Consider the following 15,982-nt stretch of genomic DNA (forward strand, 5'->3'; position numbering starts at 1 on the left):
GGGCCGCCGGAGGTCAGCGCCGCGGGTCGGAGGCGACGGTGAGCGTGGTGCGGGCGGCGAGCCGGGCCCAGACCCGGTAACCGAGCCAGCGCAGCGCCGGTCGAGCCCGGCGCGCCGACTGCCGGGAGAGGCGGACGGCGAGGACGAGGCAGACCGGCGCCAGCAGCAGGACGGCCACCCCGCCGGCCGGGCTCTCCGTCGCCGGGGCGAAGCCGTTGACCAGCAGCCCCGCCACGGCGAGCAGGGTGAGCGCCAGGCAGACCGCGACCGTGCGGGAGCCGAGCTGGCGGCGCAACTGCCACCGCAGCGCCGCCGGTTGCCGCCGCCAGGTCGGCAGCGCCGCCCCGGCGAGCACGGGCAGGACGAGCAGCGCGGCGGCGAGCCGTACGTCGCGGCCCACGTCGCCGAGCAGCGCGAAGAGCGCCCAGTGCGCCACGGCGGCCAACGCCACCGCGTCGAAGAGCCGCCACCACAGGGCGGCGGCGGTGACCGCGTGCCGCATCGCGGCCGCCAGGTTCTGCGGATCGGCGGCGAGCGCCGCGGTGAACCCGCGCGCGGCCCGGCCGGTCTGGTCCCGCTGGGCGTCCAGCAGCGCGAGCTGCTGCAGGGCCGGCTCGAACGACGGGTCCAGCGCCAGCGCCCGACCGCAGGCCGCGCGGGCGGCGCGCAGCCGACCCATGCGGACGTGCAGCAGGGCGTCGAGCAGGTGCGCGGTGGGGACCTGCGGGGCGAGCTCCAGCGCGGTGTCCGCGTGCCGGCGGGCCACCACGACGCGGGTGGGGTTACCGAGCGCGAGGAGCGCCTCGGCCAGCAGCGCGTGCGCCTCCCAGGAGCGCGGCGACCCTTCGATCGCGGTGTGGGCGGCCGCGGCCGCGTATCCGGGCCGGCCCGCGGCGAGCAGGATCCGGGTCTTCTCGACGAGCAGGTGCTCCTGCGTGACGGAGAAGCCGAGTGCCTGGTCGATCAGGCGCATTGCCTCGGCGTGCTGACCCAGGACGCGGTGACAGCGGGCCAGCAGGAAGAGCACTCCGGCGTGCCGGGGCTGCTCGGCCAGCACGCCGCGCAGCAGCGTCACCGCCTCGTCGTGCCGCCCGAGATCCATCAGCGCCCCGGCGCGTTGCTGGGCGGCAAACCCGACGTCGGTCACGTCGCCTCCTCCCGCTGACGGTCCCGAGGCAGAACCTTATCGACAGTCACTTCTGGAGGGCCCGCCGCTCGGCTCTCGCGCGTTTTCACGGAAAGAGTGGCTGTCCGGTCACGGATAGCCACTCTTTCCGTGAAAGAGGGCGCACGGGGAGGGGGAGGCTCAGTCGAGTCGGGCGGCGCCGGCCGCGGGGAGCACGGTGACGTGCCCGGGGGCGCGGAAGCCCCGCTCGGCGTAGGCGGCGGTGACCGCACCCGCGACCGAGTCGGCGGCGTCCGCCTCGACGAGGGCGAGGACGCAGCCGCCGAAGCCGCCGCCGGTCATCCGGGCGCCGAGCGCGCCGGCGGCGAGCGCCGTCTCGACCGCGGTGTCGATCTCCGGCACGGTGATCTCGAAGTCGTCGCGCATCGAGACGTGCGAGGCGGTGAGCAGCGGGCCGATCTCGCGGACCCGCCCGGCGCGCAGCAGCGCGACGGTGTCGAGCACCCGCTGGTCCTCGGTGACCACGTGCCGGACCCGGCGGCGGGTCTCCGGGTCGTCGAGGCGGGCGAGCGCGGCGTCGAGCTGGTCGACGGTGACGTCGCGCAGCGCCGGTACGCCGAGCCGTTCGGCGCCGGCCTCGCAGGACTTTCGGCGGGCAGCGTACTCGCCGTCGGCGTGCCGGTGCGGGGCGTGACTGTCGACGACCAGCATGGCGAGCCCGGCGGCGCGCAGGTCGAACGGGATGTGCTCGACGCCCTCGCTGCGGCAGTCGAGGAAGAGCGCGTGCCCGTCGCGGCAGCGGATGGAGGCCGACTGGTCCATGATCCCGGTGGGCGCGCCGACGTACCGGTTCTCGGCGCGCTGGGCGAGCCGGGGCTGCCGCTCGGCGGGCAGGTCGAGGCCGCCCAGGTCGACCAGGGCGGTCAGCACCGCCGCCTCCAGCGCGGCCGACGAGGAGAGCCCGGCGCCGAGCGGCACGTCGGACGCGATCGCGAGGCGTGCACCGGGCACGTCGTGCCCCGCGTCGCGCAGCGCCCAGACGACCCCGGCGACGTACGCGCCCCAGCCGGTGACCCGGCCCGGCTCGTCGACCTCGTCGGCGCCGAAGCTGATCGTCTCCCCGGAGAGCTCCGACCAGACCGTCCAGCGCGCGCCCTCCTGCCGGTCGGCGGCGGCCACCGTACGCAGCGGGAGGGCGAAGGGGAGCACGAAGCCGTCGTTGTAGTCGGTGTGCTCGCCGATCAGGTTGACCCGCCCGGGGGCCGCCCAGTGGCCGGCGGGCGGCCCGCCGAACTCCTGGCGGAAGCCGGCGGTGGCGCGGTCGGCGACGTCGGTCATGCCTGCTCCAGGAGGTGCGTGCGGTAGAAGGTCCAGGCGTCGCCGACCATGTCGTGCAGGGTCGGCTTCTGCGGCACCCAGCCCAGTTCCTCGCGGGCCAGCCGGGACGAGGCGACGAGCTCGGCGGGGTCGCCCTCGCGGCGCGGCGCCATCTCGACCGGCAGCGGGTGCCCGGTCACCTCGCGGACCACGTCCACCACCTGCCGGTTGGTGAACCCGTTGCCGTTGCCGAGGTTGTAGACCCGGTGCTGACCGGCGGTGGCGGCGTCCAGTGCGAGCAGGTGGGCCCGGGCCAGGTCGGCGACGTGGATGTAGTCGCGGACGCAGGTGCCGTCGACGGTGGGGTAGTCGTCGCCGAAGAGCTGTAGCTTCTCCCGCCGGCCGGCGGCGACCTCCAGCGCGATCGGGATCAGGTGGGTCTCGGGGTCGTGCCGCTCGCCGAGCGCGACGTCACCGGTGAGGTGGGCGCCCGCCACGTTGAAGTAGCGCAGCGAGACGGCGGCCAGGCCGTGCCCGATCGCCTCGGAGGTGAGCGCCATGTCGACGGCGAGCTTGGTCGCCCCGTACGTGTTGGTCGGCGCCTTCACCGCGGTTTCCGGGATCGGCAGCTCGGTGGGGTTGCCGTAGACGGCGGCCGTGGAGGAGAAGACCATCCGGGGGACCGCGGCGGCTCGGACCGCGTCGATCAGCGCCAGCGACCCGACTGTGTTGTTGTGCCAGTAGAGCTCGGGCTTGACCATCGACTCGCCGGCGGCGATGAGGGCGGCGAAGTGCAGCACGCCGTCGAAGCCGGCCTCCCGGGTGAGCACCCGTCCCGCCTCGTGGATGGGCAGCTCGACGTGGGTGGCGTCGGGGGCGAGCGCGGCACGGTAGCCGGTGCGCAGGTCGTCGAGGACGACCACCTCGTGACCGGCGTCGAGCAGCATCCGGGTCACGACGCTGCCGATGTAGCCGGCGCCGCCGGTGACGAGCAGTTTCACGTCGTTGCCTCCTGCCTGGCCGGCTCACGGCGGCCGGTGTCGGTGCTCACCCTACGGGCGGGTGGGCCCGGCGTCTCCGGCCGGGCGGACCCGATTCCATCATAAACTCCCACGATCCAACAGAGTTGAACACGTGGGTGGTAGACCCGGGCGCGTCGGGCGGGGACGGGCCGCGCCGCCGCCGACGGGAAACCCGGTGCCGGAACGTCCCGCTGTCTACCATCTCTGACATGCGGGAAGCGGGCGGTCCCGAGCGCCGGCGACGCCCCCGGCGACGACCGGGTCGGGACCCGGGGCCGGTCGCCCGGGCCGTGGCCCGCATGGTGGTGCGCGCGGCCGACGCCGCCACGCGCCGCGTCACCGACCTGCTCGGCGCCAGCCCGGCGGCCGGCCGGGAGCGGATCAGCGAGGCGGACCTGCGTGACCTGGTGGCCGCGAACACCCTGCTCGACGCCGACGAACGACGGATCATCGACGAGGTGCTCGTCGCCGGGGCGCGGCTGATCCGCGAGGTCATGATGCCCCGCACCGAAGTGGTCTTCCTGCCCGCCGGGCTGACCATCGCGGAGGCGGCCCGGCTGGTACGGGCCGAGCCGCACACCCGCTACCCGGTCACCGACGGCACCCACGACGACGTGGTCGGCTTCGTCCACCTGCAGGACGTGCTGCTCCGGCCCGACGCCGACCCGTGCCTCGGCGTCGGTGAGCTGGCCCGGGAGGTGAAGCGGCTGCCCGGCAGCAAGCGGGTGCTCGCCGCGCTGACCGAGATGCGCCGGGAGGGGCACCACCTGGCGGTGGTGATCGACGAGTACGGCGGCACGGCCGGCATCGTGACGCTCGAAGACCTCATCGAGGAATTGGTCGGCGAGATCCACGACGAGTACGGCGGCACTGCCGACGCGGGGCGCTCCGGGCTGCCCGCCGTGGTGGACGGGCGGCTCAACCTCGCCGACTTCGCGGAGCGCACCGGGATCACCCTGCCGCCGGGGCCGTACGAGACGGTCGGCGGGTACGTGATGGCCGCGCTGGGACGGCTGCCGGTCGTCGGTGACGAGGTGCCGGTGGCGCCCGGCCCGGCCGGCGGCGGTGAGCGGGGCGACCTGTCCGGCGGGTGGCTGCTGCGGGTACTGGCCCTGGAGGGGCGGCGGGCGGCCCGGATCGCGGTCTCCGCCGCACGACTGCCGGAGCAGCGACGCGAGGTGACCGCGCCCGCGGTGATCGACGGGGCGCGACCCGCCGGGCCGTCATGACGCCCGCGCGGGTGGGCTGACAGAATTGGCGTCATGCCCGACGTTCCCGCCCGCCCCCGCGTCTTCTCCGGCATCCAGCCGACCGCCGACTCGTTCCACCTCGGCAACTACCTGGGCGCGCTGCGGCACTGGGTGGCGCTGCAGGAGACCCACGAGGCGTACTACTGCGTGGTCGACCTGCACGCGATCACCGCCGGGCACGACCCGAAGGTGCTCCGGCAACGGTCCCGGGTCGCCGCCGCGCAGCTCTTCGCGCTCGGCATCGACCCGGAGCGCAGCACGCTCTTCGTCCAGTCGCAGGTGCCCGAGCACCCGCAGCTGGCCTGGGTGCTCGGCTGCATCACCGGCTTCGGCGAGGCGAGCCGGATGACCCAGTTCAAGGACAAGTCGCAGAAGCAGGGCAGCGACCGCTCCAGCGTCGGCCTCTTCACCTACCCGATCCTGCAGGCCGCCGACATCCTGCTCTACCAGGCCGACGCGGTGCCGGTCGGCGAGGACCAGCGCCAGCACCTGGAGCTCTCGCGAGACCTCGCGCAGCGGTTCAACTCGCTCTTCGGGAAGACCTTCACCGTGCCCGCGCCGCACATCGTGAAGGACACCGCGAAGATCACCGACCTGCAGGAACCGACCGCGAAGATGTCGAAGTCGTCCTCCTCGCCGGCCGGCATCATCGACCTGCTGGAGGAGCCGGCCCGTACCGCCAAGAAGATCCGCTCGGCGGTCACCGACACCGGCCGGGAGATCGTCTTCGACGCCGAGGGCAAGCCGGGCATCGCCAACCTGCTGACCATCTACACGGCACTCTCCGGTCGGGACATCGACGACCTGGTCGCCGCGTATGCCGGCAAGGGCTACGGCGACCTCAAGAAGGACCTGGCCGAGGTGGTCACCGCGTTCGTCCGCCCGATCCAGGAGCGCACGCGCGGCTACCTGGACGACCCGGCCCAGCTGGACAAGCTGCTCGCGGCCGGGGCGGAGAAGGCGCGCGCGGTGGCCGGCCCGACGCTGCGCGCCGCGTACGAACGAATCGGGTTCTTCCCGCCGGTGCGCGGCGAGTAGCGCCGCGACGCGGCGCAGGACGGGTGGACACGGGCCGGTGGCCGGAGAGGTGGCGCGCAGCGTGGATCGCAGGGGCGGGGTGCCCGGAGCGGATGACCTCATCCAGATCGGGGTCGCGGTCGACATCCCGGAGCCGTGGGGTCCGCAGCTCACCCGGCGTCGCGCGGAGGCCGGCGACCCCCAGGCGGCGGACATACCCGCCCACGTGACGCTGCTCGGGCCGACCGAGATACCGGGCGCCGCCCTGCCCGCCGTGGAGCGGCACCTGGCCGAGGTGGCCGCCGCTCACCTGCCGTTCACCCTGCACCTGCGCGGCACCGGCACGTTCCGCCCGGTGACGCAGGTGGTCTTCGTGGCCGTGGCGGCCGGGATCAGCGAGTGCGAGCTGCTCGCCGCCGCGATCAGCGCCGCCCCGGAGCTGCACCGGGAAGCGCGCTTCCCCTACCATCCGCACGTCACAGTGGCGCAGGACGTCGCGCCCGAGGCGTTGGACAAGGTTTACGAGGATCTCGGCGACTTCTCCGCGATGTTCGACGTGGCGGCGTTCACCCTGTTCCTGCACAGCGGGCAGGCCCGGTGGCAGCCCCGGCGCGACTTCCGGCTGGGCGGCTGACCGGACGCCGCCCGCGAGGGTTACCCCCACGGCGTGGTGACATCGGCGAGGATGACGGCGTGAACGTGATCGGCCGGATCGAGGCGGGCATCGACCGCTGGGTGAGCGCGGGCCGCCGCCGGTCACCGGTCTTCGACCACGTGTGGCGGGCCGGTGTCCGCTACACGGAGGTGCTCGGCGGCCGGCTGGCCGCTGCGATCGCCTACTACGGCTTCTTCGCGGTGTTCGCGCTCGCCCTCGTCGTGTATGCCATCTTCGGCGCGACCCTGGACGACAACAGCGAGTTCAGCGTGGCCGCGACCAATTTCCTCCGGGACAACCTGCCGTTCCTCGACCCGGCGCAGATCGCCGACAGCAGCGGCACGGTCGGCGTGATCGGTCTGATCATCCTGACCTTCACCGGGATCGGCTGGATCGAGGCGATCCGCTCCTCCCAGCGGCTGATCTACGGGCTGAACCAGCAGCCCGGCAACCTGGTGATCCGCCGGCTGGTGGACATCGGCGTGATGGTCCTCGTCTTCGTGCTGCTCGGCCTCTCGGTGGCGGCCGTCGACACGCTCGAGTCGGTGCTGCGTCTCCTGCTGCGCAGCACGGGGTCGTTCGGGCTGACCACGCTGAGCGCGGTGCTCAGCGTGGTGGTCAACGCCGTCCTCGCCGCGTTGCTGCTCGTCGCGGTGCCCCGGCTGCGGATGAGCCGGTCGCGGCTGCGCCCGGTGGTGCTGCTCGTCGCGATCGGCATCACGCTGCTCAACACGGTCGGCCGTTACTACGTCGTACGCACCGAGCGGAGCCCGGCGTACACGGTGGTGGCCGGCGCGGTCGGGTTGCTGCTCTACCTCTACCTGCTCAACCAACTGCTGCTCTTCGGCGCGGCGCTCGCCGCGACCAGCACCCGGGGCCGGGTGGTGGACCTGGCGGAGGGTCCGGCCGAACTCGACGAGCAGATCGATCCCGGCACCCCCGGAGGTGCCAGTTGACCGCACGGGAGCCGGACATGCTGATCTCGGTCGATCTCGACTCGCCGGTGCCGCCGTACGAGCAGGTACGCGGTCAGCTCGCCGAGATGATCGGGGACGGGCGGCTTCCGGTGGGCACCCGGCTGCCCACGGTGCGGCAGCTCGCCGCGGATCTCACGTTGGCCCCGAACACGGTGGCCCGGGCGTACCGGGAGTTGGAGGGTGCCGGGCTGCTCGAGACGCGGGGCCGCAACGGCACGTTCGTGGCACCGGGCCGGGACGACGCGATCGACCGGCTCCAGCGCTCGGCAGCCGAGTACGCCCTCGCGGCACGCCGGCTCGGTGTGCCACCGGGCGCGGCGCTCGCGCTGGTCCGCGCCGCCCTGGACGCCTCCCGCCCCGGCTGAGCGGCCCGGTCGAGGGGGAAACCCGCGCGACGCGGGGCGAGAGGGAGGATCGGGCGAATGTTCCACGGCGGCCCGCGGTGACGGACCATGATGGGCCGGTGGGGGCACTCGTGACGTTGGACCTGCCGAGCGACTCGCCGATGCTCGGTCTCCCGTGGATCATCACGTTCGGCCCGCTCGGCGACGCCGACGAGTGGGAACCGGTGGTCTGCGGCCCGTACGAACGGCCGCACGCCCTCGCCCTGGCCGAGGCGGTGGTGGCCGAGGAGCAGCTGATGGCGGTGGTCGAGCCGCTACTGCCGGCGCTCTCCGCCGAGGAGATCCGCAGTGAGATCGCCGCCGCGCAGATCGCCGCGGCGGACGAGGCCGCGCAGGTCGACCAGGCCGACCTCTACGGCGACTTCGAGGACATCATCGACGAGGAGCTGGACGCGGCGGCGGACGAGGCCGGCCGGGGCGAGCCGACGGTGCCACCGACCGAGGCCGAGCTGCGGGCCGGGTTCCGCCGGATCGCCGAGATCCTGACCGCCAAGGGGTCCTGACAGGGGTGCGGTACGGCGGGACGCCGCCTGCGGGGTGCGGCCTGCGGCTGCGGGCCGGCGGGCGTCCCGACGTGGCCGAGGGCTGCGGGTCAGCAAGCGTCCGGCGGTGGCGCGTGTCGGGTCCGGCCGGTGTCAGGGCCGGGCGGGTGGGTGGTCCAGCACGCAGAACTCGTTGCCCTCGGGGTCGGTGAGCACCACGAACGGCTCGTCGCCGGTCTGCCCGACGTCCGCCCGCTGGGCGCCCAACGAGATGAGCCGCCGCACCTCCGCGTCCGCGTCGCCGTCGCCGACCACGTCGAGGTGGAGGCGGTTCTTGCCCAGCTTGGCCGTGCCCGAGCCCTGCAGCCACACGGTCGGCCCGGCCGCGGTTCGTTGCGGAAACAGCTTCGCGCTGCCGTCCTCGCCCTGCTCGACCGTGTAGCCGAGCGCGGCGGACCAGAACGCCGCCATGAGGCCGACGTCCTCGACGTCGACGGTGTACTGCGCCACTCGGACCACCATCCGCCACCTCCGGTATCCCGTGTTCGCAGCGGCGACGATCCTCTGCGCGATCTTGGAACTTCACGGCCTCTCCGAGGGCGCAACCGTTCCAAGATCTTCGGTAGTTGGAGCCTGTCGGGTTCCGCAGCCGCCGCCGTATCTCCCGGTTACCCCGAGCGGATCGCGGCGACACCGCCCACTGTGCCCGCCGCGAAGCACGGGCGGCGCCGGCCGGCAGTCGCGGAAGCTGGGCCGGCGCCCCGCGGAGCGGACTCCGCGAGACGCCGGCATCACCTCACCCCACCACAAGGGGTCGGTGCCCCAGCCGCCCGCCGGCGCGGAGCACGACGGACGACCAGGTCGCTTACGGATTACCCGCTCAGCGTCGTTCGAACCAGGCCGCCGCGTCGACCGGCAGCAGACTCCCGGCAGCCGCCTCGGTGAGCGGTTCGCTCGCGACGCTCGGCTCGCCGTATTCGCTGATCGGGATCGGCGCGCCACCGATGTTGACCACGCAGGTCAGCTCGGTGCCGCCGGCGGAGCGGGAGAAGGCCAGCACGCCCGGCTCGGTGTCCCGCCAGGTGATCCCGCCCTCGGCGGTCAGCGCCGGATGCGTACGCCGGATCCGCAGCGCGTCGCGGTAGAGCTCCAGCGTCGAGCCGGGTACGCCGGCCTGGGCGGCCACCGAGAGCGCGGCCCAGGTGGCCGGGGCCGGCAGCCAGCTCAGCTCACATCCCTGCGGCCCGAAGCCGTACGGGGGCCGGTCACCACTCCACGGGATCGGCACCCGGCAGCCGTCCCGGCTCTCGCCGGTGCGCCGGAACGCCGGGTCCTGGCGCAGCTCGTCGGGGAGGTCGAGCACCTCGGGCAGACCCAGCTCCTCGCCCTGGTAGACGTATGCGCAACCGGGCAGCGCGAGCATCAGCAGGGCGGCGGCGCGGGCGCGGCGCAGCCCGTCGGGACCGTCGCCGTAGCGGGTGACGTGCCGCTGCTTGTCGTGGTTGGAGAGCACCCAGGTGGTCGGCGCCCCGACGATTGTCGCCTCGGCGAGCGCGGTGTCGATCACCTTGCGGAACGACTCGGCCGACCAGGTGGCGTCGAGGAAGTCGAAGCTGAAGGCCTGGTGCAGCTCGTCCGGGCCGATGTAGCGGGCCAGCCGCTGCGGCGTCTCGGCCCACGCCTCGGCGACCGCCATCCGGCCGCCCGGGTAGCTGTCCAGGATGGGCCGCCAGGCGCGGTAGATCTCGTGGACCTCGTCCTGGTCGAAGTAGGGGAGGCGGCCCTTGCCGAGCAGCTCGACCTGGCGCCGGCCGGTGGTCATCGTGCTGAAGCCGACGTCGGGCAGCCCCGCCGCCTTGATCATCCCGTGGGCCACGTCGATCCGGAAGCCGTCCACGCCGCGGTCCAGCCAGAACCGCAGGATCTCCTCGAACTCGGCGCGGACCTCGGGGTGTCGCCAGTCGAGGTCGGGCTGGGCCGGGTCGAAGAGGTGCAGGTACCACTGGCCGTCGGCGACCCGCGTCCAGGCCGGTCCGCCGAAGATGCTCTCCCAGTCGTTGGGCGGCTCCTCGCCGTGCTCGCCCCGACCCTCGGCGAAGAGGTAGCGGGCGCGCTCCGGCGAGCCGGGGCCGGCGGCGAGCGCGGCGACGAACCAGGGGTGCGCGCTCGAGGTGTGGTTGGGCACCAGGTCGACGATGATCCGCAGCCCGAGGGCGTGCGCGTCGCCGACCATCGACTCGAAGTCGGCGAGGGTGCCGAAGCTCGGATCGACGTCGCGGTAGTCGACCACGTCGTAGCCGCCGTCGACCATCGGCGAGGTGTAGAAGGGGGTCAGCCAGAGCGCGTCGACCCCGAGGTCACGCAGGTACGGCAGGCGCTGCCGGATCCCGGCGAGGTCGCCGACCCCGTCGCCGTTCGCGTCCGCGAAGCTGCGCACGTAGACCTGGTAGACGACCGCCGACCGCCACCAGTCGGGATCGGCGGTCGGCGGGGTGGGGTGGCTGGTGGTCATCGGTGCGGTCCCCGTTCTCCGGCGCGGTAGGGCGGCGCCCGCCGTACGACGGGCGCGGGCGTCCGAGCAGAATGCCGGTCGGGTGCTGCAAGAGTCAAGCAGCCCTTGCGCAAGGATTGCGCCCGCTCTGCGGCCGCCGGTCAGGCCGTCGCGGCCAGCGTGGGTGGGGTCGACCGCCCGGCGCCGCTGGGCCGGGCCGGTGCGACAGCGGTGGAGCCGCGGACCACCAGCTCGGGGCGGAAGAGGTACTCGGAGTGCGGGGCGCCGTGCCCGTTGATCTCGTCGACCAGGGCTCGGACGGCGGCCACCGACATCGCGGGGACCGGCTGCCGCATGGTGGTCAGCGGCGGATCGGTGAACGCCATCAGCGGTGAGTCGTCGTAGCCGACCACGGAGAGGTCGGACGGTACGGAGAGGCCGCGCTGCCGGGCCGCCCGGACCGCGCCCAGCGCCATCAGGTCCGAGCCGCAGACGACGCCGGTGACGCCCCGGTCGAGCAGCCGTCCGGCGGCCGCCTCGCCGCCCTCGACGCCGAAGAGGCTCAACTCGGCGAGCCCGTCCAGTTCGGACTCGGCGAGACCGGCGAGCCGGGTCATCGCGGCGCGCCAGCCGGCCACCTTGCGGCGTACCGGCACGAAGCGGTCCGGCCCGGTGATCAGGCCGATCCGGCGGTGCCCGAGCGCCACCAGGTGCGCGACGGCCAGCTCGGCGGCCTCGCCGTCGTCGCAGGAGACGAAGGGTGCGGGCACGTCCGGCACGTACCCGTTGATCATCACGATCGGCAGTGGACGGGAGAGCAGCGCCCGGTACCGGTCGTGGTTGGCCGCGGTGTCGGCGTGCAGTCCGGAGACGAAGACGATGCCGGAGACCTGGCGGTCCAGCAGCATCTCGACGTACTCGTCCTCGGTGACCCCGCCGGGGGTCTGGGTGCAGAGCACGGGGGTGAACCCGCTCTGCGCCAGAGTGGACTCGATGACCTGGGCGAAGGCGGGGAAGATCGGGTTGTCCAGCTCCGGCACCACCAGGCCCACCAGGCCGGCGCTGCGTTTGCGCAGCCGGGCGGGGCGCTCGTAGCCGAGCACGTCGAGGGCGGTGAGCACGGCCTGCCGGGTCTCCGGGGCGACGCCGGGGCGGTCGTTGAGCACCCGCGACACCGTGGCCTCGCTGACTTCGGCCTGCTGGGCGATGTCGGAGAGTCGAGCGCGCATGGCGGGCACTCTAGCTCAAGGGCAAGTTCTTGCGGACGGCGCTGCAAAGTCTTCCATTCCCTGAAACGTCTTGCTAGCGTCCCCGCAACACAGGAGCGCCGCGGCGCAGCACCCCCGTGCGCCGGTTGGCACGAACCTCCGACGTTCCCACTCCGCGGGCGCCCTCCCCCGGCGAACCGCCACGACGACAGGAGTACCGATGCGCATCCGTACCGCGGGTGTGGTCGCCGTCTTCACCCTGGCGCTCGCCGCCTCGGGTTGTGGCGGCGGCAGCGACGAGCCGGCCACGAACGAATCCCCCAAGGCGGCCGGCGGCAAGCTGGTGATCTGGGCCGACGACAAGCGGACCGCCGCCCTCAAGCCGTTCGCCGAGACCTTCGGGCGGGAGAACGGCGTCACCGTCGAGGTGCAGGCCGTCTCGAAGGACCTGCAGACCAACTTCGTCACCGCGGCACAACAGGGCAGCGGGCCGGACGTCGTGGTCGGCGCGCACGACTGGATCGGCAACATGGTGCAGAACGGCGCCATCGACCCGGTGCAGCTCGCCGCCGACCAGAAGAGCGCCTTCAACGAGACCGCGATCAAGGCGGTGACCTTCAACGGCCAGCTCTACGGCGTCCCGTACGCCATGGAGAACCTCGCGCTGATCCGCAACACCGCGCTGGCCCCCGAGGCGCCGAAGACCGTCGAGGAGCTCGTCGCCACCGGCAAGCGGCTCAAGGCGGAGAAGAAGGCCAGCGAGATCCTCTGCCTCCAGTCCGGCCAGAACGGCGACGCCTACCACATCTACCCGCTCTACACCTCGGCCGGCGGCTACCTCTTCGGCACCACCGCCGACGGCGACTACGACCCGAAGGACCTCGGCGTCGGCAAGCCCGAGTCGATCGAGGCGTTCAAGAAGATCGGCGCGCTGGGCGAGAAGGGCGAGGGCGCGTTGAAGCGGTCCATCACGCCGGAGAACTCGATCGCCACCTTCACCGGCAAGAAGTGCGCCTTCCTCGTCTCCGGCCCCTGGGCGGTGGCGGACGTGAAGAAGGCCGGCATCTCGTACGACATCACCCCCGTGCCCGGCTTCGCCGGCGGCAAGGAGGCCCAGCCGTTCGTCGGCGTGCAGGCGTTCTACGTCGCGTCGAAGGGGAAGAACAAGGCGCTGGCACAGGAGTTCGTGGCGAACCACGTGACCAAGCCGGAGCTGGCTGTGGCGCTGTACCAGGCCGAACCGCGACCGCCGGCGCTGACCGCCGCGCTCGACCAGGTCAAGGGCGGCGACCCGGACCTCGCCAAGTTCACCGAGGCAGGCAGGAACGGCCAGGTGCTCCCGGCGATCCCGGCGATGGCCGCGATCTGGGACCCGTTCGGCAAGGCGGAGGCGGCCGTCATCGGCGGCGCCGACCCCGCCAGGACCATCACCGCCGCCGGACAGACCATCGCGGGTCAGATCAAGTAATGAGCACGTCGCCGTCCGGCCCGGGGTCCACACAGGCCCCGGGCCGGGAGCCCGTCGGCTCCCGGCCCGCGAAGCGCCGTACCGCGCGTGACCACGCGCCGATCACCCTGACCGGCCTCGCGGTCAAGGTGGTCCTGCTCGGCCTCGTGGCCGGGATCGCGATCTGGGCGGCCTTCCCACTGATCGAGGCGGGGAAGTGGGCCGGGCTGGCCCTGCTGGTCGCCACCACTGCCGGGCTCTTCCATCTCTACCTCACCCGCCGGCACGTGCCCGCCAAGTACCTGGTTCCGGGCACGCTCTTCCTGATCGCGTTCCAGGTCGTCCCGGTCCTCTACACGGCCGGCACGGCCTTCACCAACTTCGGCGACGGGCACCGCGGCGACAAGCAGGGCGCGATCGTCGCCATCCAGACCGCCTCGGTCAAGCAGGTGCCCGGCTCCACCGAGTACGCCCTCTCCGTCGCCACCGAGGGCGACCCCGCCACCGGCCCGCTGGTCTTCCTGGTCACCGACCCGGCCGGCGGCGCCGTCTCGGTCGGCGACGGCACCGGGCTGCGCCGGCTCGACGCCGGTGAGGTCACCGTGGCGCCCGGCGGAAAGGTCACCGCCGCCGACGGTTACACCGTGCTGAACTTCGGCCAGGCCAGCGCCCGCAGCCAGGAGATCACCGACCTGGTCGTGCCGACCGCCGGTGGCGCGCTGCGCTCCTCGGGCCTGTCCCGCGCCTACGAGGGCAAGGCGGTCCGGGCGTACGACGCCGGATGCGACTGCGTCCGGGACAGCGAGACCGGCCGGACGTGGACCGCGGACGAGTCCACCGGATCCTTCGTGGCCGCCGACGGCGAGCGCCTCGCCCAGGGGTGGAAGGTCGGCGTCGGGCTGCGCAACTTCACCCGGGTGCTCACCGACCCGAACATCTCCGGGCCCTTCCTCGGCACGCTCGTCTGGAACTTCGCCTTCGCCGTCGGCTCCACCGGCGGCACGTTCCTGCTGGGCACGTTCGTGGCGCTCGCCCTGCACTCGCCCCGGATGCGCGGCACGAACCTCTACCGGGTGCTGCTGATCCTGCCGTACGCCATGCCGTCGTTCGCGATGCTGCTGGTCTGGCGGGACATGTTCAACTCCGACTTCGGCCTGATCAACAACCTCTTCGGGCTCGGCGTCAACTGGTTCGGCGAGGAGTGGTCCGCACGCGCCGCGGTGCTGCTGGTGCAGCTCTGGCTCGGCTACCCGTACATGTTCCTGGTGGCCACCGGCGCGCTCCAGGCCATCCCGCGCGAGCTGACCGAGGCGACCTCGGTCGACGGCGCGTCGCCGTGGCAGTCGTTCCGCGCGGTCACCCTGCCGCTGCTGCTGGTCGCGCTCTCGCCGCTGCTGATCTCGTCGTTCGCGTACAACTTCAACAACTTCAACGCGATCTACCTGACCACCGAGGGCGGCCCGTTCCCGGCCGACAACCCGACCAACGGCGCGACCGACCTGCTGATCACCTACACCTACCGGCTGGCGTTCGGCGGGCAGGGGGCCGAGTTCGGGTTCGCCGCGGCCATCTCGCTCTTCATCTTCGCCATCGTCGCGGTCGTCTCGGCGGTCAGCTTCCGACGCACCCGCAAGCAGGAGGAGGTGTACGCATGACCGCGCTCACCGGGACCCCGGTCACCGGCGGCACGGCCGGTGCGCCCCCGGCCAACCGGAACGGAACGGGGCGGCGGAACCGCTGGTTCGCGCAGGTGGGCTGGCGGCACGGGGTGGCGGTGCTCGCCGTGCTCTTCAGCCTCTTCCCGATCGTCTTCGTGCTCTCGGCCGCGCTCAATCCGCTCGGCACCCTCTCCTCGACGGCGCTGGTGCCGAACTCCGGCGTGTCGTTCGGGAACTTCACCGAACTGTTCGGCCGGACCGCCTTCGCGCGGTGGTTCGTCAACTCCCTGCTCATCGCCGGCCTCGCCGCGCTCGCCTCGATCACCCTCTCGGCGCTGGCGGCGTACGCCTTCTCCCGGATGCGGTTCCGGGGCCGGCGGGTCGGGCTGCTCTCGCTGCTGCTGATCCAGATGTTCCCGCAGTTCCTGGCGATCGTGGCGATCTTCCTGATCTTCACCACCGTCACCGACCTGTGGCCGGCGGTCGGCTTCAACACCCCCTGGGGTCTCTTCCTCCTTTACCTGGGCGGCGCGCTGGGCGTGAACACCTGGCTGATGAAGGGCTTCTTCGACACCCTGCCGAGAGAGCTCGACGAGTCGGCCACGATGGACGGCGCCACGCACGCCCAGATCTTCTTCCGGATCATGCTGCCGCTGGTGGCGCCGATCCTCGCGGTGACCGGCCTGCTCGCCTTCATCGGTACCGTCAACGAGTTCCTGATGGCGAACGTCTTCCTGACCGACACCGGGTCGAAGACCCTCGCGGTCGGCATGTACGGCCTGTTGCAGGGCGACGAGCGGAACAACAACTTCGGCATCTTCGCGGCGGCCACCCTGCTCACCGCGATCCCCACGGTGGTGGTCTTCCAGTTCCTCCAGCGCTACATCGTCTCCGGCCTCACCGCCGGAGCGGTGAAGGGCTAGCGGGC

General features: G+C 72.9%; 15 protein-coding genes. 9 read left to right on the forward strand and 6 right to left on the reverse strand.

Annotated features, from left to right (window positions below):
• Nucleotides 1-13: 13 nt before the first annotated feature.
• From E1211_RS08730 to galE, 3 genes are all read right to left on the reverse strand, one after another.
• A complete protein-coding gene (locus tag E1211_RS08730) occupies nt 14-1,147 on the reverse strand; it encodes a tetratricopeptide repeat protein (protein WP_132347260.1) in 1,134 nt (377 codons plus the stop codon).
• A 159-nt stretch (nt 1,148-1,306) separates the two neighbouring features.
• Nucleotides 1,307-2,464 (reverse strand): galactokinase, encoded by a 1,158-nt coding sequence (galK, locus tag E1211_RS08735; RefSeq protein WP_132347262.1) that lies wholly within the window; start codon nt 2,462-2,464, stop codon nt 1,307-1,309.
• Entirely contained in the window at nt 2,461-3,444 is a 984-nt protein-coding gene (gene galE / locus E1211_RS08740; RefSeq protein ID WP_132347264.1) for a UDP-glucose 4-epimerase GalE, read from the reverse strand. The genes galK and galE overlap by 4 nt, the downstream gene beginning before the upstream one ends.
• A gap of 230 nt (nt 3,445-3,674) precedes the next feature.
• Between galE and E1211_RS08745 the strand changes: the two genes are divergently transcribed.
• The 6 genes from E1211_RS08745 (at nt 3,675) to E1211_RS08770 (ending at nt 8,271) form a co-directional block, all read left to right on the forward strand.
• Nucleotides 3,675-4,694, forward strand: coding sequence for a hemolysin family protein (locus tag E1211_RS08745; protein WP_132347266.1), 1,020 nt, complete (start codon nt 3,675-3,677; stop codon nt 4,692-4,694).
• Between the two features lie 33 nt (nt 4,695-4,727).
• Nucleotides 4,728-5,753 (forward strand): tryptophan--tRNA ligase, encoded by a 1,026-nt coding sequence (gene trpS, locus E1211_RS08750; protein ID WP_132347268.1) that lies wholly within the window; start codon nt 4,728-4,730, stop codon nt 5,751-5,753.
• A 37-nt stretch (nt 5,754-5,790) separates the two neighbouring features.
• Complete coding sequence (locus E1211_RS08755; protein WP_132347270.1) at nt 5,791-6,366, forward strand: 2'-5' RNA ligase family protein; 576 nt, start codon at nt 5,791-5,793, stop codon at nt 6,364-6,366.
• Between the two features lie 59 nt (nt 6,367-6,425).
• Nucleotides 6,426-7,343: a YihY/virulence factor BrkB family protein gene (locus E1211_RS08760; protein ID WP_132347272.1), complete on the forward strand. Its 918-nt coding sequence runs from the start codon at nt 6,426-6,428 to the stop codon at nt 7,341-7,343.
• Nucleotides 7,344-7,360: 17 nt separating this feature from the next.
• Nucleotides 7,361-7,729, forward strand: a complete 369-nt coding sequence (locus tag E1211_RS08765; RefSeq protein ID WP_132347306.1) for a GntR family transcriptional regulator — start codon at nt 7,361-7,363, stop codon at nt 7,727-7,729.
• A gap of 98 nt (nt 7,730-7,827) precedes the next feature.
• Nucleotides 7,828-8,271 carry a hypothetical protein gene (locus E1211_RS08770; protein ID WP_132347274.1) on the forward strand — a complete coding sequence of 148 codons (444 nt, stop codon included), beginning with the start codon at nt 7,828-7,830 and terminating at the stop codon, nt 8,269-8,271.
• Nucleotides 8,272-8,403: 132 nt separating this feature from the next.
• On the opposite strand, the gene E1211_RS08775 is transcribed toward E1211_RS08770, so the two are convergent.
• From E1211_RS08775 to E1211_RS08785, 3 genes are all read right to left on the reverse strand, one after another.
• Nucleotides 8,404-8,772: a VOC family protein gene (locus E1211_RS08775; protein WP_132347276.1), complete on the reverse strand. Its 369-nt coding sequence runs from the start codon at nt 8,770-8,772 to the stop codon at nt 8,404-8,406.
• Nucleotides 8,773-9,130: 358 nt separating this feature from the next.
• Nucleotides 9,131-10,762, reverse strand: coding sequence for a glycoside hydrolase family 13 protein (locus E1211_RS08780; protein WP_132347278.1), 1,632 nt, complete (start codon nt 10,760-10,762; stop codon nt 9,131-9,133).
• Nucleotides 10,763-10,902: 140 nt separating this feature from the next.
• Nucleotides 10,903-11,970: a LacI family DNA-binding transcriptional regulator gene (locus tag E1211_RS08785; RefSeq protein WP_132347280.1), complete on the reverse strand. Its 1,068-nt coding sequence runs from the start codon at nt 11,968-11,970 to the stop codon at nt 10,903-10,905.
• Between the two features lie 199 nt (nt 11,971-12,169).
• Between E1211_RS08785 and E1211_RS08790 the strand changes: the two genes are divergently transcribed.
• From E1211_RS08790 to E1211_RS08800, 3 genes are read left to right on the forward strand one after another with little or no spacing between them, the layout of a single operon-like run.
• Nucleotides 12,170-13,417 (forward strand): maltose ABC transporter substrate-binding protein, encoded by a 1,248-nt coding sequence (locus E1211_RS08790; RefSeq protein WP_132347282.1) that lies wholly within the window; start codon nt 12,170-12,172, stop codon nt 13,415-13,417.
• Nucleotides 13,417-15,051, forward strand: coding sequence for an ABC transporter permease subunit (locus tag E1211_RS08795; protein WP_132347284.1), 1,635 nt, complete (start codon nt 13,417-13,419; stop codon nt 15,049-15,051). Before E1211_RS08790 ends, E1211_RS08795 begins: the two co-directional genes overlap by 1 nt.
• Nucleotides 15,048-15,977: a sugar ABC transporter permease gene (locus E1211_RS08800; protein ID WP_132347286.1), complete on the forward strand. Its 930-nt coding sequence runs from the start codon at nt 15,048-15,050 to the stop codon at nt 15,975-15,977. Before E1211_RS08795 ends, E1211_RS08800 begins: the two co-directional genes overlap by 4 nt.
• Nucleotides 15,978-15,982: the final 5 nt, after the last annotated feature.

Origin of the sequence: Micromonospora sp. 15K316 (assembly GCF_004348525.1) — a bacterium.
In the GTDB taxonomy this organism is placed as follows: Bacteria; Actinomycetota; Actinomycetes; order Mycobacteriales; family Micromonosporaceae; genus Micromonospora.

Coding starts and splice junctions, on each gene's coding strand:
- E1211_RS08790 (WP_132347282.1), top strand. CDS start 12,170: ATGCGCATCCGTACCGCGGGTGTGGTCGCCGTCTTCACCCTGGCGCTC.
- E1211_RS08795 (WP_132347284.1), top strand. CDS start 13,417: ATGAGCACGTCGCCGTCCGGCCCGGGGTCCACACAGGCCCCGGGCCGG.
- E1211_RS08765 (WP_132347306.1), top strand. CDS start 7,361: ATGCTGATCTCGGTCGATCTCGACTCGCCGGTGCCGCCGTACGAGCAG.
- trpS (WP_132347268.1), top strand. CDS start 4,728: ATGCCCGACGTTCCCGCCCGCCCCCGCGTCTTCTCCGGCATCCAGCCG.
- E1211_RS08780 (WP_132347278.1), bottom strand. CDS start 10,762: ATGACCACCAGCCACCCCACCCCGCCGACCGCCGATCCCGACTGGTGG.
- E1211_RS08745 (WP_132347266.1), top strand. CDS start 3,675: ATGCGGGAAGCGGGCGGTCCCGAGCGCCGGCGACGCCCCCGGCGACGA.
- E1211_RS08775 (WP_132347276.1), bottom strand. CDS start 8,772: ATGGTGGTCCGAGTGGCGCAGTACACCGTCGACGTCGAGGACGTCGGC.
- E1211_RS08785 (WP_132347280.1), bottom strand. CDS start 11,970: ATGCGCGCTCGACTCTCCGACATCGCCCAGCAGGCCGAAGTCAGCGAG.
- E1211_RS08800 (WP_132347286.1), top strand. CDS start 15,048: ATGACCGCGCTCACCGGGACCCCGGTCACCGGCGGCACGGCCGGTGCG.
- galK (WP_132347262.1), bottom strand. CDS start 2,464: ATGACCGACGTCGCCGACCGCGCCACCGCCGGCTTCCGCCAGGAGTTC.